Source organism: Rhodococcoides fascians A25f, from assembly GCF_000760935.2.
Taxonomy (GTDB): Bacteria; Actinomycetota; Actinomycetes; order Mycobacteriales; family Mycobacteriaceae; genus Rhodococcoides.
Window position 1 is genome coordinate 2,995,130 of the sequence record NZ_CP049744.1, and the last position, 26,000, is coordinate 3,021,129.

The window sequence follows — 26,000 nt, forward strand, 5'->3', positions numbered from 1 at the left end:
ACTACAGACGATGGTAGACGGCAGGGTTTGCACCTCCAATTCGCAGGGCACCCAAAGTGGGGAAATACGTCGTCTGCGAGTAACCCGCGCGCAATCGGCCGGGGGAAGGCACGACAGTAGGGTCGGACAGAACTAGGCTGGTGGAGGACGTCCTTCGGCACCGACCATGTGCGCGCTCAACGCAGGCGCACGGCAGTCGCGGCCGAGCGACGAATTCCACAGAGCCACAACTCGAACGAATGTCAGGAGATTTCTGCTCGTGTCGATCACAGACGATATTGACGTCCTCACCACGGCGCACCACCCGAGCGACTGGACGGACCTGGACACCCGAGCGGTCGACACCGTTCGCGTTCTGGCAGCGGACGCAGTGCAGAAGGTCGGCAACGGCCACCCCGGAACCGCGATGAGCCTGGCTCCCCTCGCCTACACCCTCTTTCAGCGCACCATGCGCCACGATCCCACCGATACGCACTGGATCGGGCGCGACCGGTTCGTGCTCTCGTGCGGACACTCGAGCCTGACGCTGTACCTGCAGCTGTACTTGGGCGGCTTCGGCCTCGAGCTCTCCGATATCGAGGCGCTGCGTACCTACAAGTCGAAGACTCCCGGGCACCCGGAGTTCCGTCACACCGACGGCGTCGAGATCACCACCGGCCCGCTCGGTCAGGGACTCGCCTCCGCCGTCGGCATGGCGATGGCGGCACGCCGCGAGCGCGGACTGTTCGATCCCGAGCCCGCTCTCGGTGAGAGCCCGTTCGATCACTACATCTACGTGATCGCCTCCGACGGCGACATCGAAGAAGGCGTCACCTCCGAGGCTTCGTCCCTCGCGGGCACTCAGCAGCTCGGCAACCTGATCCTGTTCTACGACGACAACAAGATCTCGATCGAGCACTCGACCGATATCGCTCTCTCCGAGAACACGGCTGCCCGTTACGAGGCCTACGGCTGGCACGTGCAGGTGGTCGAGGGCGGCGAGAACGTCACCGCGATCGAAGAGGCAATCGAAGCAGCCAAGGCCGTCACCGACAAGCCGTCGATCATCGTGCTGCGCACCATCATCGGCTTCCCGGCCCCCACCATGATGAACACCGGCGCCGTCCACGGAGCTGCACTCGGCGACGAAGAGATCGCCAAGGTCAAGCAGGCACTCGATTTCGACCCCGCCAAGACCTTCGAGGTCACCGACGAGGTGATCGGGCACACCCGCAAGCTGCAGGAACGTGGCCGTGCGGCCCACACCGAGTGGACCACCCAGTTCGACGCGTGGGCTGCACGCGAGCCCGAGCGCAAGAAGCTGCTGGATCGCCTCACCCAGGGCACGTTGCCCGAGAACTGGACCGATGTTCTCCCCACCTGGGAGCCCGGCAGCAAGGCCGTCGCCACACGTGCGGCGTCGGGCGAGGTCCTCAATGCCGTCGGACCTGTTCTGCCCGAACTGTGGGGCGGCTCCGCCGACCTCGCAGGCAGCAACAACACCACCATCAAGGGTGCCAAGTCCTTCGGCCCCACGTCGATCTCCACCGACGACTGGGACGCCGAGCCCTACGGCCGCACGCTGCACTTCGGCATTCGTGAGCACGCGATGGGTGCCATCCTGTCGGGCATCGTCATGCACGGACCGACCCGTGCCTACGGCGGAACGTTCATGCAGTTCAGCGACTACATGCGACCTGCCGTTCGGCTCGCATCCCTGATGGACATCGATCCCATCTACGTGTGGACCCACGATTCCATCGGCCTGGGCGAGGACGGCCCGACGCATCAGCCGGTCGAGCACCTCGCCGCACTGCGGGCGATCCCCAACCTGTCGGTCGTGCGTCCGGGTGACGCCAACGAAACCGCCTTCGCGTGGCAGGCAGTGCTGGCCAAGTCCAGCAGCAGCGGACCCGTCGGTCTCGCCCTGACGCGTCAGGGCATCCCGATCCTCGACGGCACCAGCTTCGAGGGCGTCTCGAAGGGTGGATACATCCTCGTCGAGTCGTCCAAGGCGACACCGGACGTCGTGTTGATCGGTACCGGCTCGGAGCTGCAGTACGCAGTCGAAGCGCAGAAGCAGCTCGAGGCCCAGGGCATTGCTGCCCGTGTCGTCTCGATGCCGTGTGTCGAGTGGTTCGAGAGCCAGGATCAGAACTACCGCGACCAGGTCATCCCGCCGACCGTCAAGGCGCGCGTGTCGATCGAAGCAGGCATCGCCATGCCGTGGTGGAAGATCGTCGGCGGTTTCGGCGAAATCATCTCGCTCGAGCACTACGGCGAATCTGCCGATGCTGCAACACTTTTCCGTGAGTTCGGCTTCACCGCCGAGGCCGTCACCGCAGCCGCTCAGCGCTCCATCACCAACGTGAAGGGATAATCCATGACCCAGAACAAGAATCTCGCAGAGCTCTCCGCAGCAGGTATCTCGGTATGGCTGGACGACCTCTCTCGTGACCGCATCCGCTCGGGCAACCTGAAGGACCTCATCGACACCAAGAGCGTCGTGGGCGTCACGACCAACCCGTCGATCTTCCAGGCCGCCCTGAGCAAGGGCGACGCCTACGACGAGCAGGTCACCAAGCTGGCCGGCGAAGGTGCCGACGTCGAGACCACGATCCGCACCGTCACCACGGACGATGTCCGTGAGGCGTGCGACATCCTGATGCCCCAGTACGAGGCCAGCGCAGGCGTCGACGGACGCGTATCCATCGAGGTCGATCCCCGCATGGCCCACGACGCGGACAAGACGTACGAGCAGGCCGTCGAACTCTGGAAGATCGTCGACCGACCCAATCTGCTGATCAAGATTCCGGCGACCGAAGAAGGCATCCCTGCCATCGCCAAGGTGGTCGGTGAAGGTATCAGTGTCAACGTGACGCTCATCTTCTCCGTCGAGCGGTACGAGCTGGTGATGAACGCCTACCTCGAAGGTCTGGAGGCCGCGCGTGCTGCCGGTCACGATCTCGACAAGATCCACTCGGTGGCGTCGTTCTTCGTATCCCGCGTCGACAGCGAGATCGATTCCAGGCTCGACGCGATCGGCACGCCGGACGCCGAAGAGCTCAAGGGCAAGGCCGCTCTGGCCAACGCGCGTCTCGCCTACGTGGCGTACCAGCAGGTCTTCGAGGTCGCTCCTCGGTTCCGCGAGCTCGTCGGTAGCGGCGCGCGTCCGCAACGGCCGCTGTGGGCCTCGACGGGTGTCAAGTCCGACGCCTACCCCGACACGATGTACGTCACCGAGTTGGTCTCTCCCAACACCGTGAACACCATGCCGGAGAAGACGATGGACGCGGTTGCCGATCACGGCGAGATCGTCGGCGATACCGTTTCGGGCAAGGGACCGGAATCGCAGGAGATCTTCGATCGCATCTCGGCTCTCGGGATCGACATCACCGATGTCTTCCTGACGTTGGAGAACGAAGGCGTGCAGAAGTTCGAGTCGGCCTGGAACGAATTGCTCGAGGCCACCGGAGAGCAGCTGCGCCAAGCGGGTCAGAAGAGCTGACCGACTGTGCCCACCGCAGAAACCGAACCTCTCCATTCAGCGGATTGGCTCAACCCACTCCGCGACGCGCGAGACAAGCGGCTCCCCCGCATTGCGGGCCCGTGCAGCATGGTCATCTTCGGAGTGACCGGCGATCTCGCTCGTAAGAAGCTCATGCCTGCGGTGTACGACCTGGCGAACCGGGGGCTGCTACCCCCCGGTTTCGCCTTGGTCGGGTTCGCCCGGCGGGAATGGCAGAACCAGGATTTCGCACAGATCGTGCACGATTCCGTTCGTGATCACGCGCGAACTCCGTTCAGCGAAGAGGTATGGAACACCCTCGCCGAGGGGTTCCGATTCGTTCAAGGTTCGTTCGACGACGACGATGCCTTCGACGAGCTCTCACGAACTCTGACCGAGTTGGACGAAACCCGCGGCACCGGGGGCAACCACGCCTTCTACCTGTCCATCCCGCCCAGCGCGTTTCCCGTTGTGCTCGAGCAACTGTCGCGTTCCGGTCTGGCTCAGAGCCAGGACGGGAATTGGCGACGGGTGGTCATCGAGAAGCCGTTCGGCCACGACCTGCAGAGTGCGAAAGAACTCAATGCGATCGTGAATCGAGTGTTTCCCGAGGACACCGTGTTCCGCATCGATCACTACCTGGGCAAGGAGACAGTGCAGAACATTCTGGCATTGCGCTTCGCGAACCAGTTGTTCGATCCGATCTGGAATGCACACTACGTCGACCACGTTCAGATCACGATGGCCGAGGACATCGGATTGGGCGGTCGCGCAGGGTATTACGACGGCATCGGTGCAGCCCGCGACGTCATCCAGAATCACCTTCTCCAGCTACTCGCCATCACGGCGATGGAGGAGCCGGTCAGCTTCAACCCCAAGGAGCTGCAGTCCGAGAAGATCAAGGTGCTCTCGGCCACGAAACTCGCCGAGCCGCTCGATCGGACGTCCGCCCGCGGTCAGTACTCCGCGGGGTGGCAGGGCAGCCAGAAGGTGAAGGGGCTCAAGGAGGAAGAGGGTTTCGACTCCGAGTCCAACACCGAAACCTACGCGGCCATCACCCTCGAGGTCGACACTCGACGGTGGGGTGGAGTGCCGTTCTATCTCCGCACCGGCAAGGCACTCGGTCGTCGAGTCACCGAGATCGCGATGGTGTTCAAGCGCGCACCACACCTTCCCTTCGACGCCACGATGACCGAGGAGCTCGGCCAGAATGCGCTGGTCATTCGAGTTCAGCCGGACGAGGGTGTGACCATGCGGTTCGGCTCCAAGGTTCCCGGATCGGGCATGCAGGTGCGCGACGTCAGCATGGACTTCAGCTACGGGCAGGCATTCACGGAATCCTCGCCGGAAGCGTACGAGCGTCTCATTCTCGACGTGTTGCTCGGTGAGCCTTCGCTCTTCCCCGTCAACGCCGAGGTCGAACTGTCGTGGAAGATTCTCGATCCGATTCTCGACTTCTGGGCCTCGGGCGGAACCGCGGAACCGTACGAGGCCGGAACCTGGGGTCCCTCCTCGGGTGACGAGATGATGCAGCGCACCGGACGCGAATGGAGAATGCCGTGATTGTCGACATCCCCGCCACGACGACGGCCGAGGTCGGCAAGAAGTTGGTGGAGGTTCGCGAGGCAGGCGGTGCGGTGACCATCGGCCGCGTGTTGACGTTGATCGTCGCCAGTCGCGATCCGGCGAAAGCCGAACGGGCGATCGACGCAGCGAACGAAGCGAGCCGCGAGCATCCGTGCCGCGTGATCGTGCTCATCCACGGCGACCGATCGGCCGAGTCGAGCCTCGACGCACAGATCCGCGTCGGGGGTGACGCCGGTGCGTCGGAGGTCGTGGTGCTGCGTCTCAACGGCGAACTCGCTGATCACGAACACAGTGTGGTGATCCCGTTCCTGCTGCCCGACACTCCGATCGTGGCGTGGTGGCCGGACGAAGCACCGGCCGTTCCAGCAAAGGACCCGCTGGGACGCTTGGCAATTCGACGGATCACCGATGCCACGAATTCGCCCGACACTACAGCTGCGATCAAGGGACGGCTGAGCAGCTACACCGAGGGCGACACCGATCTCTCCTGGAGTCGCATCACGTACTGGCGCGGTCTGTTGGCCACGGCCCTGGACCAGGCTCCGTTCGAGGCCGTCGTCTCGGCCACGGTGTCGGGACTGGCAGAGGAGCCGGCACTCGACATCTTGGCCGGTTGGCTTGCCGCGAAACTCGACGTGCCGGTGTATCGCCGCGCGGGTGAGCTGAAAGTGGAGCTGATCAGAGAGAGCAGCAGTATCTCGCTGACGCGTCCGCAGACCGGGAAGACCGCAACGTTACGGCGCACCGGCCAGCCCGACGCCGAAGTCGCACTGGCACGGCGCAACACGCGAGAGTGCCTGGCCGAGGAACTGCGCCGACTCGACACCGACGAGATCTACGAGCTTGCCCTGCACGGACTGTCGAAAGTGAGCTATGAGTAAGACATCGATCCTTCAGTACCTGGACGCGCAGGCGTTGGTCGATGCCGCGCGATCTCGCTTCGTCGAGGTCGTCACCGCCGCGCAGGCCGAGCGAGGCTCGGCTTCGGTGGTGCTCACCGGCGGTGGCACGGGCATTGCGTTACTGGAAGCGCTGCGCCACGATTCCGGATCGATCGACTGGGGCAAGGTCGACATCTACTTCGGCGACGAGCGCTTCCTGCCCTCGGGTGACCCGGAGCGCAACGAGGTTCAGGCCGCCGAGGCACTGCTGGATCACGTCGACGTTCATCCTGATCGAGTCTTTCGAATGGCTGCGTCCGACGGGCCACACGGGAGCGACCCCGAGGTGGCCGCAGCGACGTATGCGCAGATCCTGCATTCTCGCTCCGAGGGAGAGCCGACACCGGCATTCGACATCCACCTGTTGGGTATGGGAGGCGAGGGTCATATCAACTCGCTGTTCCCCCATACGGATGCCGTGCGCGAAGAGCATCGCTATGTCGTTGCCGTCGAAGACTCCCCCAAGCCCCCACCGGTTCGCATCACGCTCACGCTGCCCGCGGTTCGCCGCGCACAGCACGTGTGGCTGCTCGTATCCGGGGCGAACAAGGCCGACGCTGTCGCAGCCGCGGTGGGTGGGGCCGATTCGGACGAGGTCCCGTCGGCCGGCGCACTGGGTACCGAATCGACCGTGTGGTTCCTCGACTCCGGCGCAGCCTCCAAGCTGGACACCGTCTGATCCCCCACGACTAGTCGGTCTCGGCAACGTCGGGGTCACGTCCCTGCCGCTCGCCGTCGTTGTAGCCGGCGTCCCAGGCACGTCCTGGTTCCGGGTGACCGATCCGCCTACCGCTGGTGCGGTAGGCGGATCCGTCGCGCCAGGCATCGGTGTCGTTGCTGCACTGCCTCATACATCGTTGGACGCGAGCGGATACCCACCGGTTCCTCGCCCCTCGTGCGCGTTTTGCGCGTTCAGGACTACGCAAAACGCGCACGAGGGCGGAGCCCGAGGCTAGCCGCTGTTCCGCAGTGCCGTCGCGAGGCCGTTCATCGTCAGCAGGATGCCGCGCTTGACGCGTTCGTCGTCGTCACCGTTGCGATAGCGTCGCAACATCTCGACCTGCATCTGATTCAGCGGTTCCAGGTAGGGGAACCGGTTGTGCACCGAGCGCTCGAGCGACGGGTTGTCTTCCAACAGACGACTGTGGCCGGTGATCTTCAGATACATCCGGACGGTGGTGGCGTGTTCGGCCTCGATCATGCCGAAGATCCGCGCCCGTAGGTCTGCGTCGGGCACCAGTTCGGCGTACCGGGCCGCGATCCCCAGATCGGACTTGGCCATCACCTGCGCGAGGTTGGACAGGACGGTCTGGAAGAACGGCCACTTGCGGTACAGATCCGACAGCACCTCGAGTTTGCCGTCGTCGTCGCCTACCCACTCCTCGAACGCAGAACCGGTGCCGTACCAACCGGGCAGCATGACGCGGCACTGACTCCACGACATCACCCATGGGATCGCTCGGAGGTCGTACACCGAGTTCGTGGGCTTCCGTGACGCAGGCCGCGAGCCGATGTTGAGCTCACCGACCTCGGCGACCGGCGTCGAGGTGCGGAAGTACTCGACGAATCCGGGCTCCTCGTGCACCAGACGGCCGTATGCCGCGCGGGCTTTCGCGGCGAGATCGTCCAGAATGTCGTAGGCAGCCTCCGCGCCGTCACCCAGGCCCTCGACATCGAGGAGAGTCGATTCCAGGGTTCCCGCGACGAGGGATTCGAGGTTGCGGCGCGCCATGGACGGTTCGGCGTACTTCGCCGCGATGATCTCACCCTGCTCGGTGAGTCGAAGCGATCCCTGCACCACGCCGGGCGGCTGCGCCAGAATGGCGTCGTAGCTGGGACCGCCGCCGCGGCCGACCGTGCCGCCGCGACCGTGGAAGAGCCGCAGCCGAATACCCGTTTTGCGTGATGCCTCGAGCAGATCCAGCTCGGCGCGATACAGGGCCCAGTTGGCTGCGAGATACCCGCCGTCCTTGTTCGAGTCCGAGTACCCGAGCATGACTTCCTGATTCATGCCGCGCCCGGCCACCAGAGCGCGGTAGATGGGAACGTCGAGGGTGGCGAGCAACGTCGCTGCGCCCTGCTGAAGATCCTCGATGGTCTCGAACAGCGGCACCACACCCACCGTGGACGTAGGCGACGCCCCATCGGTGCCGGGGTCGAAGATGCCGGCTTCTTTGAGCAGCAAGGCAGCCTCGAGCATGTCACTGACCGACTGACACATGCTGATGATGTAGTTCTGGATCGTGTCGGGTCCCAGGTGGTCGATGGCTTCCTTGGCTGCCCTGACGATGCCCAGTTCCTTGGTGGCGAGTTCACTGAGCTGCGCATTGGGGCCGATGAGCGGGCGCCGAGTGGCGAGTTCCTGCGACAGTACGGAGACCCGTTCATCCTCCCCGAGGGACATGTAGTCCGGGTGTACACCGGCCCACGCCAGCAGCTCGGCGACCACTTCCTCGTGTGTCTCGGAGTTCTGCCGCATGTCCAGAGCCTGCAGATGGAATCCGAACGTCTCGACCGATTGCCTGAGCCGGAGCAGGCGATCGTCGGCGATCAATCCGTCTCCGTCGGCCCGCAGGGCGCGATCGATGACGTCGAGGTCGTCGAGAATGTCTTGTGGACCGTTGTATTTCTTCGCTCCGAGGTCGATGCCGGACACCGGAACCGCGTCGAGCACAGCACGAGCGGTGGCAGTCAGTCTGGCCCGGATACCGACGACGGCTACCCGGTACGGCTCGTCCGCCCGCCGATCGTCCGGTTCCGCCGATGCACCGGCCAGAGCCGTCAGCTCCTCGGTCACGTCGACCAGACGCGCAGACATGGACAGTTCCTTCTCCAGCGCCACCAATTCGTCCAGATAGTGCTCGAAGGCGACGTAGCCCGCCTGGTGCGTCGCGGTGTGCACCACTTCTCCGGTGACGTTCGGGTTGCCGTCTCGATCGCCGCCGATCCACGATCCCGGGCGAAGGATGGGGCGGGGCAGCAGGTCGTCCTCGGGCCACCGTGCTCGCAGCGCTGCGCGCACATCGGCATTGAGGGCCGGCATGACGTCGAACAGCGAGGACTCGAAATAGCGAAGGCCGACTTCGATTTCGTCCTGAATTCGCAAGCGCGACAACCGAATCAGAGCGGTCTCCCACAGGGTCAGCACTTGCCGTCGAATCTGCACGTCGATGACGACCAATTCCTTCGTCGCGCTCGCAGCCTTGCCCTCGAGAGCTGCCGTGGCCACATCGCGCCGGCGCATCAGTTCGGTGATCTTCGACTGCACGTCGAAGACGGTCCGTCGGCGTGTTTCGGTGGGATGGGCGGTGATGACAGGAGCCACCAACGCATCGGTCAACGCCGCGGCCACCTGCTCGCGCGTCGGGGCCGCAGCATCGATCTTCAGCCATGTTGCGTCGAGACTGCTGTTCTGTGGCGGATCCTCGCGATCGAGGTGGATCGCACGACGACGTTCGCGGTGCAGATCCTCGGCGAGGTTGGCCAGGAGCGAGAAATGACTGAAGGCTCTGATGAGCGGAACCGCTTGCACCACTTCCACATCGGTGTACCGACCGACCGAGTCGTCACGCTCTATCTCGGACCTGCGAACCGCGAAGGATTCGACTCGCGCCGCTTCGATCAGCTCGAAAACGTCGTCGCCCTCGTGCTCACGAATGATCTCACCCAGGATGCCGCCGAGGTAGCGGATGTCCTCACGGAGAGGCTCGGTCAACTCTCGACCCTGAGCTGTCGGTGGGACGAAGGCTGGGGAACCGACTGACTCGTAGGAGGATTCGCTCATCCACCCAGTATCGTCGCTTCGTCACCAACTCGCACTCGGAGCCGAAGTGGATCAGGTGTACTTGATCTCCAGGCCGATTCCGAGGATCGCGATGAGCCAGATCAGGCCGGTGAACACTGTCAGACGATCCAGGTTCTTCTCGACGACCGTGGAACCGGACAGGCTGGACTGCACTCCGCCACCGAACAGACTGGACAATCCGCCACCCTTGCCGCGATGCAGCAGGATCAGCAAGATCAACGCCAGACTGGTGATGACCAGCAGAATATCCAGAAACAGATCCATGTCCACCTCAAACTCGATTCGATGCCTCCAGCAGCCTACCTGGCCCCACGAACGGCTTCGGACACCCCGCCGAAGCGAGGTGTCCGAAAATCGTTCGGTCGGCGTTGCCGATGACCGATCAGGGCAGGGGTCCACCTGCGGCGATAGCCGACAGCGTGGCGAATTCGTCCGCCTTGAGCGACGCTCCCCCGACCAGGGCACCGTCGACATCGGGCTGGCCGACGATCTCGCCGACGTTCTTGGCGTTGACCGAGCCGCCGTACAGCACCCGCACGCCCGCCGCGACGTCGTCCGAGGACAGTGCCTTCAGTTCCTCGCGAATCGCCCCGCACACTTCCTGGGCGTCCGATGCCGACGCGACCCGACCGGTGCCGATCGCCCACACCGGCTCGTAGGCGATGACGACCTTGGAGATGTCGTCGGCCGACAGGCCGCTGAGCGAACCACGCAACTGAGCCACGTTGTAGGCCACGTGCTCGCCGGCTTCGCGGATGTTCAGCCCCTCACCGATGCAGACGATCGGGGTGAGGCCGTTCTTCAGCGCCGCCTTCGTCTTGGCCAGCACGACGGCGTCGTCCTCGCTGTGCAGAGTGCGCCGCTCGGAGTGACCCACCACTACGAAGGTGCATCCCAACTTGGCCAGCATCGAACCGCTGATCTCGCCGGTGAACGCACCCTTGTCCTCTGACGACACGTCTTGCGCACCGTAGGTGAGCAGCAGTTTGTCGCCCTCGACCAGCGTCTGCACACTGCGAATGTCGGTGAACGGAGGGATCACCGTCACGTCGACCTTGTCGAAGTACTTCTCGGGCAACGAGAAAGCGATCTTCTGCACCAGCGAAATGGCTTCGAGGTGGTTGAGGTTCATCTTCCAGTTGCCCGCGATGAGCGGCTTACGTGCCATGCGTCATGCCTCCAGGACCGATAGACCGGGGAGCTGCTTGCCTTCGAGGTACTCGAGGGATGCACCGCCTCCGGTGGAGATGTGCGAGAAGCCGTCGTCGGGCAACCCGAGGGTGCGCACGGCCGCCGCGGAGTCGCCGCCGCCGACCACGCTGAACGCGCCCTTCTCGGTGGCTCCGATGATCGCTTCCGCAATGCCCTTGGTGCCGGCCGAGAACTTGTCGAACTCGAACACGCCGGCCGGTCCGTTCCAGAAGACGGTCTTGGCGTTCGAGAGCACGACCGCAAAACGACTGACCGAGTCCGGACCGATGTCCAGACCCATCCAGCCGTCCGGAATCTCGGAGGCCTTCACGGTCTTCGCCTCGGCATCCGCCGCGAACTTGTCTCCCACGACGATGTCGACAGGAAGGTGGATCACGTCACCGAAGCGCTCGAGCAAATCCTTGCAGACACCGATCTGATCCTCCTGAAGAAGCGAGTTTCCAACCGAATAACCCTGTGCCGCAAGGAAAGTGAAGGCCATGCCGCCGCCGATCACCAGGGTGTCGACCTTGGGAGCCAACGCCTCGATGACGCCGAGCTTGTCCGAGACCTTGGAGCCGCCGAGCACCACCGCGTACGGACGTGCCGCATCCTCGGTGAGCTTGGCCAGCACCTCGACCTCGGCAGCGACGAGGGTGCCCGCGTAATGCGGCAGCAACTGCGCCACGTCGTAGACCGACGCCTGCTTGCGGTGCACGACGCCGAATCCGTCGGAGACGAATGCCGCGTCGTCGCCGGCCAGCGCGACGAGCTCACGAGCCAGAGCAGCTCGCTCGGACTCGTCCTTGCTGGTCTCGCGCGGATCGAAGCGAATGTTCTCGAGCAGCAGCACGTCGCCGTCGGTCAGGCCCTCGGCGCGAGCCTCGGCGTCCTGACCCACCACGTCGCCTGCGAGCTGAACGTGGCGTCCGAGCAGCTCGCCGAGCTTCGCTGCGACCGGAGCCAGGCTGTACTTCGCGTCGGGCTTGCCGTCGGGACGACCGAGATGGGCGGTGACGATGACCTTGGCACCCGCCTCGACCAGTGCTCGGAGAGTCGGGATCGACGCCTGGATACGGCCGGGATCGGTGATCGTGCCGTCCTCGAGCGGGACGTTGAAGTCCGATCGCACGAGGACGCCACGGCCTTCGACACCGGCATCGAGCAGATCCTGCAGTGTCTTGACAGCCATCGGTGTCAGAGGGACTTGCCGACGAGACCGATGAGGTCGGCGAGGCGGTTGGAGTAGCCCCACTCGTTGTCGTACCAGGAGACGATCTTGACCTGGTCGTCGATGACCTTCGTCAGCGGCGCGTCGAAGATCGACGAGTGCGGGTCGGTGACGATGTCCGAGGACACGATCGGATCGGTGTTGTACTTCAGGATGCCCTTCAGCGGGCCTTCCGCAGCTGCCTTCATCGCGGCGTTGATGTCGTCCGCGCTGGCCTTCTTCTTCAGCAGAGCGGTCAGGTCGGTGACCGAGCCGGTGGGGATCGGCACCCGGAGTGCGTAGCCGTCGAGCTTGCCGAGCAGCTGCGGGAGAACCAGGCCGATGGCCTTGGCTGCACCGGTACCGGTGGGGACGACGTTGAGCGCTGCAGCGCGGGCGCGACGCAGATCGCTGTGCGGGCCGTCCTGCAGGTTCTGATCCTGCGTGTACGCGTGGATCGTGGTCATCAGGCCCGAGACGATGCCGAACTCGTCATCGAGAACCTTGGCGATGGGGCCGAGGCAGTTGGTGGTGCACGACGCGTTGGAGATGATGTTCTGGCTGCCGTCGTACTTGTCGTCGTTGACGCCCATCACGATGGTGATGTCCTCACCCTTGGCGGGCGCGGAGATGATGACCTTCTTGGCACCGGCGTCGATGTGGCCCTGTGCCTTCGCAGCGTCGGTGAAGATGCCGGTCGATTCGACGACGACGTCGACGCCCAGGTCACCCCACGGAAGTGCGGACGGGCCCTCGCGCAGCGACAGCGCCTTGATCTTCTGTCCGCCGACGACGATGGTGTCCTCGCCCTCGAGCGAGACATCGTGCGGCAAGCGGCCCAGAATCGAGTCGTACTTGAGCAGGTGTGCGAGCGATGCGTTGTCGGTCAGGTCGTTGACAGCAACGATTTCGATGTCGGTGGTACCGAGCGCCTTCTGCGCGTCGACAGCCCTGAAGAAGTTACGCCCGATGCGGCCGAAGCCGTTGACGCCTACCCGGATCGTCACTGTTCGCTCCTAAAAGTTGTGAAAACAGATGTCTGGTCATGCCTGCATGCGGGGTGCCACACGCGGTTCCCACCCTAGTGTGCGCGCAGGCAGAGCGCGCGCATCACTCGTCGGAGGCGGTCAGGCCTCGTCGAGCAGTTCCGCGGTGACCGCGGACTCGGTGTCCGGAATGCCGGTTTCCTTCGCCTTGCGGTCGGCCATGGACAGCAGACGTCGGATTCGGCCCGCCACCGCGTCTTTCGTCATCGGCGGGTCGGCCAACTGCCCGAGTTCTTCCAAGGAAGCCTGGCGATGCTGTACTCGGAGCGAACCCGCAGCAGCAAGATGATCCGGCACGTCCTCACCGAGGATGTTCAGGGCTCGCTCGACCCGCGCTGCGGCGGCAACGGCCGCCCGCGCCGAGCGCCGGAGGTTGGCGTCGTCGAAATTGGCGAGTCGGTTCGCCGTGGCTCGCACCTCGCGCCGCATTCGACGTTCTTCCCAGACGAGCCTGGTGTCCTGTGCTCCCATGCGGGTGAGCAGCGCTCCGATCGCCTCACCGTCGCGCACCACCACTCGATCGGTTCCGCGCACCTCGCGGGCCTTCGCGGCCACTCCGAGTCGGCGGGCTGCTCCGACGAGCGCCAGAGCTGCTTCCGGTCCTGGGCAGCTGATCTCGAGCGCCGAGGATCGGCCCGGCTCGGTGAGCGAGCCGTGTGCGAGGAACGCACCGCGCCACGCAGCTTCGGAATCCCCCACCGTGCCACCGACCACCTGGGCGGGCAGTCCACGAACCGGGCGCCCGCGCAGATCCAGCAGTCCGGTCTGGCGAGCCAGGGCCTCCCCGTCCTTGGCCACCCGGACCACGTAACGCGAGGTCTTGCGCAGTCCGCCGGCACCGAGCATGTGCACGTCGGAGGAGTAGCCGTACAGCTCGAAGATCTCGCGACGCAGCCGCCTCGCGATGGACCCGAGATCCACTTCCGCCTCGACCACCACCCGACCGGCCACGATGTGCAATCCACCGGCGAATCGCAGGAGAGCGGACACCTCTGCCTTGCGGCAACTGACCTGACTGACGGTGAGCCTGCTCAGCTCGTCCTTGACCTCCGCTGTCATGGCCACGAAGTGATCCCCTCTCTGCCTGCAGCAGTCGGTGCAGTGCCGCCGGTGGGCGTCACGATGGAGCCGAGAGCTGCAGCAAGCTTTCCGTAATGATGTGCGTGAGTGCCGTTTTCGGCAACATCGACGTAAACGACCTCGGCACCGAGCCGGGCCGCTGCCCGCGCTACGTGTTCGCGGTTGCTGCCCTCCGGGACCGAGGCGGAATCGACCAACACGTAGTCGATTCCCAAATCAGGTGCGTGTTGGGAGAGTACGTGGACATGGCGCTCGGCGGAGAATCCGGTGGTCTCCCCCAGCTCCGGCGCCAGGTTCAGCACGAGCACTTTCGGCGCGGAAGTACGTGCCAGGGCGGCCAGCTGATCCGGCACCAGAACGTGTGGAATGACACTCGAGAACCAGGATCCGGGACCGAGCACCACCAGGTCGGCCTCGTCGATCGCCGCGAGGGCATCTGCCGAGGCAGGCGGGTCGGGTGGCAGCAACCGCACGCGCCGAACCTTGCCGGGGGTCGTCGCCACCGCGACCTGTCCGCGAATGACGCGGCTGACTCGCGGGTCGTCCTCGAGGCCGGAGACGTCCGCTTCGATGTCGAGTGCGATGGGCGACATCGGCAGCACTCGGCCGTCGATTCCGAGCATCCGCACCATCTCGTCGAGGGCGGCGATGGGGTCTCCCAGCACCTCGGTGAGTCCGGCGAGGATGAGGTTGCCCACCGAGTGTCCGGCCAGCGCACCGGTACCCCCGAACCGATGCTGCAGCACATCGGTCCACAGCTGTGTTCGTTCGTCGGAGCGCGCCAGTGCAGCCAGCGCCATCCGTAGGTCTCCGGGCGGAATGACGCCGAGCTCGGCCCGCAGCCGCCCCGACGATCCTCCGTCGTCGGCGACTGTGACGATGGCGGTGACGTCGTGGCCGAGCAGCCTGGCCGCGGACAGGGTGGCGTACAGACCGTGACCGCCCCCGAGGGCGACGATCTTCGGGCCCGGTTCCTGCGTTGCGGTGTCGAACTCGCTCATTCGCGACCCAGATCCCGGTGCAGCACGCGCACGGACACATCACCCTGCTCGGCGAGAATTCCTGCCAACGCCTCGGTCATCGCAACACTTCGATGCTTACCTCCGGTGCAGCCCACGGCTACCGTCATGTACCTCTTGCCTTCCCGCACGTATCCCTCGATCGTCAAATTCAGCAGGTGCGTGTACGTCTGCAGATAGTCGCGGGCTCCGTCCTGCCCCAGGACGTAATCGCGTACGTCTGCGTCCTGTCCCGTGTGGTCGCGGAGCTCGGGCACCCAATGTGGATTGGGCAGAAAGCGGACGTCGCAGACCAGATCGGCGTCCATCGGCAAGCCGTACTTGAAGCCGAACGACTGCACGGTGACGCCGACGCCACTGGTGTTCGCTTCACCGAACACCGTCTCGATCTTGCGTCGAAGCTGGTGCACGGAGAGCGACGTGGTGTCGACCGTCAGATCGGCCGCAGCCTTGACCTGGGCGAGCCGCAACCGTTCGGCAGTGATGCCCTCGGTCAGCGTTCCGTCCTGACCGTCGTTCTGCAACGGATGGCTGCGCCGATTGGACTCGAATCTGCGAATGAGCACGGCGTCGGACGCGTCCAGGAACAGCACTCGGTTGCGCACACCCTTGGAGTCGAGCTCTTTGACGACCCAGCCCAGATCCCCTGTGAACAGACGGCTTCGGACATCCATCACCAGCGCGAGTCGCTCGATGCGGGGCTGGGACTCGAGTCCGAGGTCGACCATCTTGGAGATGAGCTCGGGGGGCAGGTTGTCCGCGACGTACCAGCCGAGGTCTTCGAGAATTTTGGCCGCGGTGCGCAGCCCTGCGCCGGAGACGCCGGTGACCAACGCCACCTCTATCCCGTCGTGCCGAGACTCCGCCTCGGCAGACGGCTCGAGGTGCTCGTCGGACGGCGGATGTCTCTGTGTCTGGTGTTCGCTCACTACGAAGCCTGTCCCGCCGATTCCACGCGCGGCGCGATCGCATGTTCCGTCGTGTTCTCGCCCGATGTCGTTGCAGTTGCGTTGCCATCATCGCCTACATCGGCGTCGTCCGTGTCCGAACCGAGCGCCGCCAGCACCGACTTCGCGGTGGTCTCACCGATTCCCGGCACCTCGACGATCTCCGCGACCGTCGCGCGCTTGAGATTGGCTACCGAACCGAAGTGTGCGACCAGGGCCGTTCGCCGCGATTCACCGAGTCCACGGACCGAATCCAGTGCCGAGGCCGTCATCCGACGAGACCTCTTGCTGCGGTGGAACGTGATCGCGAATCGGTGCGCCTCGTCGCGAACTCGCTGCAGCAGATAGAGGGACTCGCTCGTTCGCGGCAGGATGACCGGATCCTCCTCGCCCGGCACCCACACCTCTTCGAGTCGCTTGGCGAGACCGACCACCGCCACATCGGTCACGCCCAGTTCGTCCAGCACAGCCGCGGCTGCGGCCACCTGAGGGGCACCGCCGTCCACGACGAACAGGTTCGGTGGGTAGGCGAACTTTCGAGGTCTGCCGGTCTGAGGATCGAGCGCGGCTTCCGGAGCCAGATCGCCTCCGCTCGCTTCGGTCGACCCATCGGCGGAGTGTCGGAGGAATCGACGCCGAGTCACCTCGGCAATGCTGGCGACGTCATCGGAATGCCCGTCACCGGCCGCTTCCTTGATCGCGTAGTGGCGGTAGTCGCTCTTGCGAGGCAGCCCGTCCTCGAAGACGACGAGAGAGGCCACCACATCGGTTCCCTGTACGTGGGAGATGTCGATGCACTCGATGCGCAGCGGTGCCGAATCGAGATCGAGAGCTTCCTGAATCCCCTGCAGCGCAGCAGATCTCGACGTGAAATCTCCCGCTCGCTTCAGCTTGTGTTGCTGCAGGGCCTCCTTGGCGTTGCGCTCGACGGTCTCGGCCAACGCCTTCTTGTCGCCGCGCTGAGGAACGCGCAGGGTCACGTTGGACCCCCGAAGCTCGCTGAGCCACGTCTGGACCTCGTCGGCATTGTCGGGCAGAACGGGCACCAGCACTTCGCGCGGAACTGCATTGGAACCGCCGTCGTCGCCACCCGGTGCCTGCGCAGTCAGCGCGGCCTGCTCGCCGTAGAACTGAGTGAGGAACTGCTCGACCAATGCGGGCAGATCGGCCTCGTCCTGCCGCTCGATCACTTCGCCTGCCTTCTCCACCACCCAGCCACGTTGTCCACGAACCCGGCCCCCGCGAACGTGGAACACCTGGACGGCAGCTTCGAGGGCATCGGTGGCGAACGCGACGAGGTCGGCGTCGGTACCGTCGCCGAGCACCACCGCCTGCTTCTCCAATGCTCGACGCAGTGCGCCGACGTCGTCGCGCAGGCGCGCTGCGGTCTCGAAGTCCAAGTCCTCGGATGCCGCCTGCATCTTCTTCTCGAGTTGCCGCACGAGCTTGTCGGTCTTACCGGCCAGAAAGTCGCAGAAATCCTCGACGGTGCGGCGGTGTTCCTCCGCGCTGACCCGGCCCACGCACGGTGCCGAACACTTGTCGATGTACCCCAGCAGGCAGGGTCTGCCGATCTGGTTGTGCCGCTTGAACACTCCGGTCGAGCACGTGCGCGCGGGGAACACCCGGAGCAACAGGTCCAGCGTCTCGCGAATGGCCCACGCATGGGCGTACGGGCCGAAGTAGCGCACGCCCTTGCGGCGGGGTCCGCGGTACACGAACAGACGTGGGTATTCCTCGTTCATCGTCACCGCGAGCATCGGATAGCTCTTGTCGTCGCGGTAGCGGACGTTGAATCGCGGATCGAATTCCTTGATCCAGTTGTACTCGAGCTGCAGTGCCTCTACCTCGGTGGTGACGACCGTCCATTCGACCGACGCCGCGGTGGTGACCATCTGGCGGGTGCGAGGATGCAGCGAGGCGACGTCGGCGAAGTAGGAATTGAGCCGACTGCGGAGGCTTTTGGCCTTACCCACGTAGACGACGCGACCATGCGGATCTCGAAATTTGTACACCCCCGGCTCCACCGGGATGGTTCCGGTGGCCGGGCGGTAGGTAGCGGGGTCGGACACGGCATCCACGTTAGCCGTCGGGTCCGACGTTCTCCGCATCCGCAGCTCAGGTGTGGTGCATGCCCTGCTACGCCAGTCCTGCTGGGTCAGTCCTGATCGGTCAGTCTTGATCCACGGCGTCGGTCGAGACGGATGCGGCGGGTGCGTATTTGCGTTCGAGTGTCCGGAATTTCCGCACTGCGGCGACCGCGTGCTCACGATCGTTGGACTGGATGGCCATCACGTTGATGAACTCGTCGTCGGGGATGTCGACGCGCGCCCACATCGCCCCGTCGGGAAAGGACAGTCCGCGCACCAGATCCCACTCGATCAGGCGCTCCGAGAGCAGATTACGTACCGCGACACCTGCGGGTCCGACGCGAATCCGCGGGCGAGTCAGCACCAGCGCCAAGCCGCCGAGCAATACTCCGATTCCCGCCATCGCGAGTTGGTCGGCGGTACGGAAATACACCCCGGTCGGTGACACCCGGAGCAGGACGGCGACGGTCGAATGCGCCACGACGAGCAACACTGCCGCCGCGATGGCGTAGCGAGCGGACTTGCGCGATTTCACCTGCATGTCCCACTGCGGGGTCGGTTCGCCGCCGGTCACGTGAACTCCTGGTTCGTCCAAGGTTGACGCAGATGCTTCAGAGTCAGTGCCGTGTCGATTGCGGCTGCAGTGGCCTGAGCGCCCTTGTCCTCGAACGAGCCGGGCAGGCCGGCACGATCGAGCGCCTGCTGCTCGTCGTTGGTGGTGAGCACCCCGTTGGTGACCGGAGTGCCCTCGTCCAGCGATACTCGCGTCAAGCCGGCCGTGACGGCGTCGCACACGTACTCGAAATGCGGTGTACCGCCGCGGATGACGACGCCGAGCGCCACGACGGCATCGTGGTTGCGGGCGAGCGCCTGGGCGACCACGGGCAGCTCGATGGCACCGGCGACGCGGATGACCGTGACGTCCCGAACTCCCGCAGACTCGGCTTTGCGCAGCGCACCGTCGAGCAGCGCCTCGGAAATCGTTCGATGCCACTGGCCGGCCACGATCGCCAGCTTCAGGTCGTTCGCACCGGCGAGCTGGAGGGTGGGTTCGCCGTCGCCGCTCATGAGGTCACTCCGTTCTCGAAATCGTCGAGACCGGTGAGGTCGTGGCCCATGCGGTCGCGTTTGGTGCGCAGGTACGTGAGGTTCTCGGCGTTGGCGCGCAACGGCATCGGTACGCGCTCGGTCACGTGCAGGCCGTATCCGTCGAGCCCGACTCGCTTGGCCGGATTGTTGGTGAGCAGACGCATCGACGACACACCGAGGTCGACGAGAATCTGAGCACCGATTCCGTAGTCGCGGGAGTCGGCGGGCAAGCCCAGCTGCAGGTTGGCGTCGACGGTGTCGGAGCCGGCGTCCTGGAGCTGATAGGCCTGCAGTTTGTGCAGCAGTCCGATTCCGCGGCCCTCGTGTCCGCGCATGTACAGGACGATTCCGCGTTCCTCGGCGGCGACCATTTCGAGAGCGGCGTCCAGTTGCGGTCCGCAGTCGCAGCGCAGCGAACCGAAGACGTCACCGGTGAGGCATTCGGAGTGCACACGAACGAGGACGTCGTTGCCGTCACCGTCGGGCCCTGCGATGTCGCCGCGCACGAGCGCAACGTGTTCGACCTCGTCGTAGATGCTCTGGTAGCCGACCGCACGGAAGGTGCCGTGGCTGGTGGGGATACGAGCGTCGGCGACGCGGAGGACGTGCTTCTCGTGCTTGCGGCGCCACGCGATCAGGTCTGCGATCGAGATGAGCGCGAGGTCGTGCTCGTCGGCGAACACGCGCAGTTCGTCGGTCTGGGCCATCGCGCCCTCGTCCTTCTGGCTGACGATTTCGCAGATGACGCCTGCGGGCCGCAGATCGGCCATGCGGGCCAGATCGACGGCGGCCTCGGTGTGGCCGGGGCGACGCAGCACTCCGCCGTCCTTGGCGCGCAGCGGTACGACATGGCCGGGGCGGGTGAAATCGCCGGCTCCGGTGTCGGGGTCGGCCAGCAGTCGCATCGTGGCGGCACGGTCGGAGGCCGAGATCCCGGTTCCGATTCCCTCGCGGGCATCGACGGTCACCGTGTACGCGGTTCCGTGCTTGTCCTGGTTGGTGGCGAACATCGGCGGCAGGCCGAGTCGGTCGCAATCCTCGCCGGACAGCGGAACACAGAGATAGCCCGAGGTGTAGCGGACCATGAAGGCAACCAGCTCCGGGGTGGCCTTCTCGGCGGCGAAAATCAGATCGCCTTCGTTTTCGCGGTCCTCGTCGTCGACGACCACCACGGCTTTGCCCGCAGCGATGTCCGCAACTGCGCGCTCGATACTGTCGAACCTGGTCACGAAAGTGCGCTCCATAGGTCTCGGGCCTGGCTCAGCACCCTTGGAATGTCTCCGATGCACCGTTACCTGCGTGCACTTCAACAGTACTTACTGTGCGTCGATCGACTGCAGCCGCTCCACGTACTTGGCGATGACATCGACTTCGAGGTTGACCGGTGATCCGACCTCGGCCGTGCCGAGCGTGGTCAGATCGAGGGTGGTGGGTATCAGCGAGATCTCGAACCAGTGCGAACCGTCGTCGACACCCAGTCCGGACACGGTCAGCGACACTCCGTCGACGGTGATCGAGCCCTTTTCCACGACGTAGCGCGCGACCGAGGTAGGCATGGTGATGCGCACGACTGTCCAGTTCTCGGACGGCGAGCGGCCCGCCACGGTTCCGGTTCCGTCGACGTGGCCCTGGACGAGGTGCCCACCGAGCCTGCTGCCGAGTGCCGCGGCGCGTTCGAGATTGACGCGGCTGCCGACGTCGAGTGCACCCAGGCTCGATCGGTTCAGCGTCTCCTGCATGACATCGGCGGTGAAGCCGCCGTCCGGCAGTACCTCCACGACGGTCAGACACACCCCGTTGACCGCGATGGAGTCGCCGTGGCCTGCATCGGAGGTCACCACCGGGCCGCGCACCGTGAAGCGAGCAGCGTCGGGCAGTTCGTCCTTGGCCACGATCTCGCCCAGCTCTTCGACGATTCCGGTGAACATCTAATTCGCTCCTTCGGGCACGACGCCGATCAGTATGTCGTTGCCGATCATGGTGACTGTCTCCGTGCGGAACCGAATTGCGTCGGCAATTGTTCCGATGCCCGCATTCTCCACCGCCGCGGGTCCGCTGCCCAACACGGCCGGGGCGACGTATGCCACCACGCGGTCGATCAGCCCGGCAGCGAGAAACGCTCCGGCCAACGTCGGACCACCTTCGATCTGGACATCGGTGTGTTCGCCGAGAGCCTCGATCACCGCCGCCGGATCGTGTGTGTCGAGAAACACCGTGGGTGCCTCCGCCCCGCGAATCGCGGCGTTCGCCGGTATCTGCCGCGATCCGACGACGACGCGCACGGGCTGGTGGAGCGCGAGGGACCCGTCGGGACGCCGGGCGGTCAGCCGCGGGTCGTCGGCCAGCACCGTTCCGGTTCCCACGACGATGGCGTCGAGCTTGGCCCGCTCGGCGTGCACGTGCGCGCGCGCCTCGGGACCGGTGATCCACTGACTCGTACCGTCCGCGGCGGCGCTGCGTCCGTCGAGAGTTGCGGCATATTTCCAGGTCACGTGCGGCCGTCCGGTGCGTTGCTTGTGCAGCCATGCCCGCAGTGGACCCTGCCGTACCTCGCGTTCCCCGATCCCCTGCTCGACGCGAATGCCCGCACCGCGCAGAGTCTCGGCTCCGCCGGATGCGAGCGGGTTCGGATCCGCGACGGCGTGCACGACCGTCGCGATGCCGGCCTCGATCAGTGCCTGCGAACAGGGCCCGGTGCGACCGGTGTGGTCACAGGGCTCGAGGGTCACGACCGCAGTGCCGCCGCGAGCTCGATCCCCGGCCTCGGCCAGGGCGACGATCTCGGCATGCGGTCCGCCGGGTGGACGCGTGGATCCGACACCGACGACCGTTCCGCTGGCATCGAGGATCACGGCACCGACCGCAGGGTTCGGAGCACTGATACCCCGGGCGGACTGGGAGGCCTCGATGGCGAGGTTCATGGCGTCGGTGATCGACACCGCCCCGCCGTCGACGCTCATGCGACTGCGCCCGGGTTGCCCATCAGGACAGGTGGTGCGATGCGTGGGCGGCCCGGGTGCGAAGGTCACGCACGGCGGCGGCAGGATCGGCGGTGTCGTAGACGGCCGAGCCGGCGACGAAGCAGTCGATTCCCGCTTCGGCGGCTTGCTCGATCGTGTCGGAATTGATTCCGCCGTCGATCTCGACCACAAGTCGCAGATCACCCGAATCGACAAGTGCGCGAACAGCTTTCGCCTTCGAGAGCACCTCGGGCATGAACGACTGCCCGCCGAAGCCGGGCTCCACGCTCATCACCAGCAGGGTGTCGAAGTCACGCAAGATCTCGAGGTACGGCTCGATCGGCGTGCCGGGCTTGACGGACAGGCCGGCTTTTGCGCCCGCTGCGCGGATGTCGCGCGCCACTGCCGACGGGTCGTCGGTGGCCTCGGCGTGAAAGGTGACGTTGTACGCCCCGGCCTCGGCGTAGGGCGGGGCCCAGCGCGCCGGATCCTCGATCATCAGGTGGCAGTCGAGGGGGATGTTCGTCGCTTTCAGCAGACTCTTCACCACCGGAAGCCCGAGGGTGAGGTTGGGAACGAAGTGCGCGTCCATGACGTCGACGTGCAGCCAATCAGCTCCGGACACCGCCTCGGCTTCGGCGGCGAGCCGTGCGAAATCGGCGGACAGAATGGAGGGGGCAATCATCGGGGAAACCACGATTGACGAGCCTAGCCGAGCGGTATGGTGCGCCCATGGCCACCATCGACTCCGCGACGGCGATGATCGCCGAACTGCCCGGGGTCACCGTGGGCGTCAGGTACGGGCATTCGTCGTGGGCGGTCGGCAAGAACGTGTTCGCGTGGATTCGCCCGTTCAGCAAGGCCGACCTGAAACGGTTCGGCGACCGGACCCCGCCCCGCGGGCCGATCCTTGCCGTTCGTACCGCGGACCTGCACGAGAAGGAGGCCATCCTCGCTGCACATCCGCGGGCGTGCTTCACCATCTCGCACTTCGACGGTTTCGCCGCGGTGCTGGTGGACCTCGACAACACCGACGACGACGAACTACGGGAACTGCTGATCGACGGGTGGCTCGTCTACGCCCCGAAGAACGTCGCCGAGACGTTCCTGGCGGGCGGCTGATCCTGCCGCCGTTCGGTCACATCGGTTTGCGTAGCGCCGCCATGAACATTGCATCGGTGCCGTGTCGGTGTGGCCACAGTTGCACGGACGTACCGTCGCCCAGCTGCGGCACGCCCGGCACGAGTTCGCGTGTATCGAGCGGCTCGACGCCGAATCGGCGGACCGCGTCGGCGACGACAGCCGTGGTTTCGGACAGATGCGGCGAGCACGTCGAATACAGCACCACGCCACCGGGGCGCACCAGGTCGATCGCCGCTGCCAGCAACTCTTTCTGCAGCGTCACCAAGGCTGCGACGTCGGACGGCAGTCGCCGCCAGCGCGCCTCGGGCCGACGACGTAGAGCGCCGAGCCCGGTGCACGGCGCGTCCACGAGTACGCGGTCGTAGCCACCGTCGAGTCCGGATTGCCTGCCGTCGACGGTGTGCACCGTCACCGGCAGGTCCTTGGTCGTCTTGGACACCAGGTCGGCGCGGTGCGGCGTCGGCTCGACGGCGTCGACTGTGGCACCGTCGATCTCGGCGATGGCACCGAGCAGCGCGGCTTTACCTCCCGGGCCGGCGCACAGATCCAGCCATCGACCACCGTCCGCACCGACGAGTGGTGCCAGGGTGAGCGCCCGTCCGACGAGTTGACTGCCCTCGTCCTGAACACCGGCCAGCCCGTCACGTACGGCGTCGAGTTTGCCGGGATCGCCGCCGTCGAGGTGCACGGCGTACGGGGAATAAGGTCCTTCCTCTCCCCCGGTGACCAGCGCCAGTTCTTCGGCCGAGATCTCTCCGGGCCGCGCGACCAGGTGAACCGAGGGCCGTGCGTCGTCGGCTTCGAGCACGGCAGCGAGTTCACCGGCATCGGCACCGAGTGCGTCGGCAAAGGCCTGCGCGATCCACTTGGGATGTGCGTACTCGAAGGCAAGGTGGCCGACCGGATCGGACGCTGCTGGTGGCGCCAGCTCGTCGACCCACTGCGCCGCCGTGCGTTCGGACACGCGCCGCAGCACCGCATTGACGAAACCGGCCTTGCCGGTGCCGAATTCGGACCGGGCCAGATCCACCGACGTGGCGACGGCCGCGTGCGGTGCCACCCGGGTCCGGAGCAGCTGGTAGGAGCCGAGGCGCAGAATGTCGAGCAGAGGCCCGTCTATTTCTGCAGCAAGCCGCCCGGCCGCGTGGGCGATCACCGCGTCGAGCACCCCACGTGCGCGGGACGCGCCGTACGCGAGTTCGGTGGCCAGCGCGGCATCGCGCGAGTCCAGCTTCCGCTCTCGCAGCAAGCCGGGCAGCACCAGGTTGGCGTAGGCATCACGCTCGCGGACCGCCTTCAGTACGTCACGGGCCGCGCGGCGTGCCGGATCGATCGCATCGACGCCGCGGGGCCCCGCGCCCTGCGGAGGCCGGTTTCCTTTGGGACCGCGGGCGCCCGGCGACTTCTTCACGAACTTTCTCGGCTGACCGGACTCGCGCTTACGGGGCCTGTCGGGTTCTGTCATCGCGCTACCGCCGTATCGTCCAGCCGAGCGCCGCGCGCCCAGTCGAGTGCCTTCATGACCTTCTTGCCCTGGGGTTGGATATCTCCGAGAACGAGTGCGGTCGTGCCTGTTCCGATGTGCACACCGGATTTGCGTACCTCGATCGTGCCGGGAGGCAACGTATCGGGCACCAGCTGTACCGGGGCGATCTTGACGCGGAGTTCACCGATCGTCGTCCATGCCCCCGGTGCCGGAGTGACCGACCTGATGTGCCGATCGATGTAGGCGGCGGATCGGTTCCAGTCGATGCGCGCCGCGTCGACGGTGACCTTGCTCGCATACGAAATACCGTCGTCGGGTTGCGGATGGGCGCCTGCGGTTCCGTCTTCTATCGCGTCGAGGGTTGCGTTCAGCAGCTCGGCTCCGCTCGATGCGAGTCTGGTGAGCAGGTCACCCGTGGTGTCGGTCGAGCGAATTCTCTCGGTGACGACGCCGAGCACCGGGCCGGTATCCATTCCCGCGTCGAGCAGGAACGTGGAAGCACCGGTGATTTCGTCGCCTGCAGCGATGGCGGCCTGTACGGGCGCGGCACCGCGCCATGCGGGCAGCAGCGAGAAGTGCAGGTTGATCCAGCCGAAGCGGGGAATGTCGAGCACCGGCTGAGGCAGTAGCGCGCCGTATGCAACCACCGGGCAGACATCGGGTGCGAGGTCGATCAGCTGCGAGACGAAATCCGGGTCCGACGGCTTCGCGGGCGTGAACACCGGAATGCCGTGTTCGTCGGCCAGCAGGCCGACCGGGGAGCGAACGGTCTTTCGCCCTCGACCGGATGCGGCGTCGGGCCGGGTCACCACGGCGATCACCTCGTGGCGTTCGGACTCCAGCAACCTTCGCAGCGATGGGACTGCGGGGTCCGGTGTTCCGGCAAAGACGACGCGCACTGTAGGCAACTCCCTGGGAT

The 26,000-nt window shown here is 65.5% G+C and carries 24 protein-coding genes; 6 read left to right on the top strand and 18 right to left on the bottom strand.

The genetic code is table 11. The features are described from left to right. The first annotated feature begins 259 nt into the window (after positions 1–259). Genes tkt through pgl form a run of 5 tightly spaced genes read left to right on the top strand, consistent with a single transcriptional unit; the run spans position 260 to position 6,694 of the window. Entirely contained in the window at positions 260–2,359 is a 2,100-nt protein-coding gene (gene tkt, locus BH93_RS14070; RefSeq protein ID WP_037173804.1) for a transketolase, read from the top strand. Between the two features lie 3 nt (positions 2,360–2,362). Continuing rightward, complete coding sequence (gene tal / locus BH93_RS14075) at positions 2,363–3,487, top strand: transaldolase (RefSeq protein WP_032403373.1); 1,125 nt, start codon at positions 2,363–2,365, stop codon at positions 3,485–3,487. Positions 3,488–3,493: 6 nt separating this feature from the next. After that, positions 3,494–5,050, top strand: a complete 1,557-nt coding sequence (gene zwf / locus BH93_RS14080) for a glucose-6-phosphate dehydrogenase (protein WP_032377827.1) — start codon at positions 3,494–3,496, stop codon at positions 5,048–5,050. Further along, positions 5,047–5,955, top strand: coding sequence for a glucose-6-phosphate dehydrogenase assembly protein OpcA (opcA, locus tag BH93_RS14085; RefSeq protein WP_170944819.1), 909 nt, complete (start codon positions 5,047–5,049; stop codon positions 5,953–5,955). The genes zwf and opcA overlap by 4 nt, the downstream gene beginning before the upstream one ends. Further along, complete coding sequence (pgl, locus tag BH93_RS14090; protein WP_032377825.1) at positions 5,948–6,694, top strand: 6-phosphogluconolactonase; 747 nt, start codon at positions 5,948–5,950, stop codon at positions 6,692–6,694. The genes opcA and pgl overlap by 8 nt, the downstream gene beginning before the upstream one ends. Before the next feature lie 10 nt (positions 6,695–6,704). Here pgl and BH93_RS14095 read toward each other — a convergent pair whose 3' ends face one another. The 16 genes from BH93_RS14095 to rpe all read right to left on the bottom strand — a co-directional run bounded on the left by BH93_RS14095 (position 6,705) and on the right by rpe (position 23,149). Further along, a complete protein-coding gene (locus BH93_RS14095; protein WP_155290944.1) occupies positions 6,705–6,866 on the bottom strand; it encodes a hypothetical protein in 162 nt (53 codons plus the stop codon). Between the two features lie 101 nt (positions 6,867–6,967). Continuing rightward, entirely contained in the window at positions 6,968–9,799 is a 2,832-nt protein-coding gene (gene ppc, locus BH93_RS14100) for a phosphoenolpyruvate carboxylase (protein WP_165712712.1), read from the bottom strand. Between the two features lie 51 nt (positions 9,800–9,850). Then, positions 9,851–10,084 carry a preprotein translocase subunit SecG gene (secG, locus tag BH93_RS14105; protein WP_027497008.1) on the bottom strand — a complete coding sequence of 78 codons (234 nt, stop codon included), beginning with the start codon at positions 10,082–10,084 and terminating at the stop codon, positions 9,851–9,853. 118 nt (positions 10,085–10,202) lie between these two features. Next, complete coding sequence (gene tpiA, locus BH93_RS14110) at positions 10,203–10,988, bottom strand: triose-phosphate isomerase (protein ID WP_032377824.1); 786 nt, start codon at positions 10,986–10,988, stop codon at positions 10,203–10,205. A gap of 3 nt (positions 10,989–10,991) precedes the next feature. Next, positions 10,992–12,203 carry a phosphoglycerate kinase gene (locus BH93_RS14115; RefSeq protein WP_032377823.1) on the bottom strand — a complete coding sequence of 404 codons (1,212 nt, stop codon included), beginning with the start codon at positions 12,201–12,203 and terminating at the stop codon, positions 10,992–10,994. 5 nt (positions 12,204–12,208) lie between these two features. Beyond that, positions 12,209–13,228, bottom strand: a complete 1,020-nt coding sequence (gene gap / locus BH93_RS14120) for a type I glyceraldehyde-3-phosphate dehydrogenase (RefSeq protein ID WP_032365753.1) — start codon at positions 13,226–13,228, stop codon at positions 12,209–12,211. 120 nt (positions 13,229–13,348) lie between these two features. Beyond that, complete coding sequence (gene whiA, locus BH93_RS14125) at positions 13,349–14,332, bottom strand: DNA-binding protein WhiA (RefSeq protein ID WP_032377822.1); 984 nt, start codon at positions 14,330–14,332, stop codon at positions 13,349–13,351. Then, the gene (locus BH93_RS14130; RefSeq protein ID WP_032377821.1) at positions 14,323–15,348 is read right to left on the bottom strand and encodes a gluconeogenesis factor YvcK family protein; all 1,026 of its coding nucleotides are present in this window, start codon (positions 15,346–15,348) and stop codon (positions 14,323–14,325) included. Before BH93_RS14130 ends, whiA begins: the two co-directional genes overlap by 10 nt. Then, complete coding sequence (rapZ, locus tag BH93_RS14135) at positions 15,345–16,211, bottom strand: RNase adapter RapZ (protein WP_037174302.1); 867 nt, start codon at positions 16,209–16,211, stop codon at positions 15,345–15,347. Before rapZ ends, BH93_RS14130 begins: the two co-directional genes overlap by 4 nt. A gap of 83 nt (positions 16,212–16,294) precedes the next feature. Further along, positions 16,295–18,385 (bottom strand): excinuclease ABC subunit UvrC, encoded by a 2,091-nt coding sequence (uvrC, locus tag BH93_RS14140; protein WP_032403662.1) that lies wholly within the window; start codon positions 18,383–18,385, stop codon positions 16,295–16,297. A gap of 100 nt (positions 18,386–18,485) precedes the next feature. Next, positions 18,486–18,944 carry a PH domain-containing protein gene (locus BH93_RS14145; RefSeq protein ID WP_037174304.1) on the bottom strand — a complete coding sequence of 153 codons (459 nt, stop codon included), beginning with the start codon at positions 18,942–18,944 and terminating at the stop codon, positions 18,486–18,488. Between the two features lie 29 nt (positions 18,945–18,973). Continuing rightward, positions 18,974–19,471: a 6,7-dimethyl-8-ribityllumazine synthase gene (gene ribH / locus BH93_RS14150; protein WP_032377819.1), complete on the bottom strand. Its 498-nt coding sequence runs from the start codon at positions 19,469–19,471 to the stop codon at positions 18,974–18,976. Continuing rightward, positions 19,468–20,721, bottom strand: coding sequence for a bifunctional 3,4-dihydroxy-2-butanone-4-phosphate synthase/GTP cyclohydrolase II (locus BH93_RS14155; RefSeq protein ID WP_032378466.1), 1,254 nt, complete (start codon positions 20,719–20,721; stop codon positions 19,468–19,470). Before BH93_RS14155 ends, ribH begins: the two co-directional genes overlap by 4 nt. Positions 20,722–20,808: 87 nt before the next feature. Then, a complete protein-coding gene (locus BH93_RS14160; RefSeq protein ID WP_032377818.1) occupies positions 20,809–21,420 on the bottom strand; it encodes a riboflavin synthase in 612 nt (203 codons plus the stop codon). Beyond that, positions 21,421–22,452 (bottom strand): bifunctional diaminohydroxyphosphoribosylaminopyrimidine deaminase/5-amino-6-(5-phosphoribosylamino)uracil reductase RibD, encoded by a 1,032-nt coding sequence (gene ribD, locus BH93_RS14165; RefSeq protein ID WP_037173812.1) that lies wholly within the window; start codon positions 22,450–22,452, stop codon positions 21,421–21,423. It lies immediately after the preceding gene. Positions 22,453–22,474: 22 nt separating this feature from the next. Beyond that, the gene (gene rpe, locus BH93_RS14170; RefSeq protein WP_032377816.1) at positions 22,475–23,149 is read right to left on the bottom strand and encodes a ribulose-phosphate 3-epimerase; all 675 of its coding nucleotides are present in this window, start codon (positions 23,147–23,149) and stop codon (positions 22,475–22,477) included. A gap of 35 nt (positions 23,150–23,184) precedes the next feature. On the opposite strand from rpe, the gene BH93_RS14175 reads away from it, so the two are divergent. After that, complete coding sequence (locus BH93_RS14175; protein WP_037173814.1) at positions 23,185–23,574, top strand: MmcQ/YjbR family DNA-binding protein; 390 nt, start codon at positions 23,185–23,187, stop codon at positions 23,572–23,574. 16 nt (positions 23,575–23,590) lie between these two features. Here the strand turns inward: BH93_RS14175 and BH93_RS14180 are convergent, their stop codons facing one another. Together BH93_RS14180 and fmt are read right to left on the bottom strand one after the other, a co-directional pair. Then, a complete protein-coding gene (locus BH93_RS14180; protein WP_037173816.1) occupies positions 23,591–25,060 on the bottom strand; it encodes an RsmB/NOP family class I SAM-dependent RNA methyltransferase in 1,470 nt (489 codons plus the stop codon). Next, a complete protein-coding gene (gene fmt, locus BH93_RS14185; protein ID WP_037173817.1) occupies positions 25,057–25,980 on the bottom strand; it encodes a methionyl-tRNA formyltransferase in 924 nt (307 codons plus the stop codon). Before fmt ends, BH93_RS14180 begins: the two co-directional genes overlap by 4 nt. Positions 25,981–26,000 lie beyond the last annotated feature (20 nt).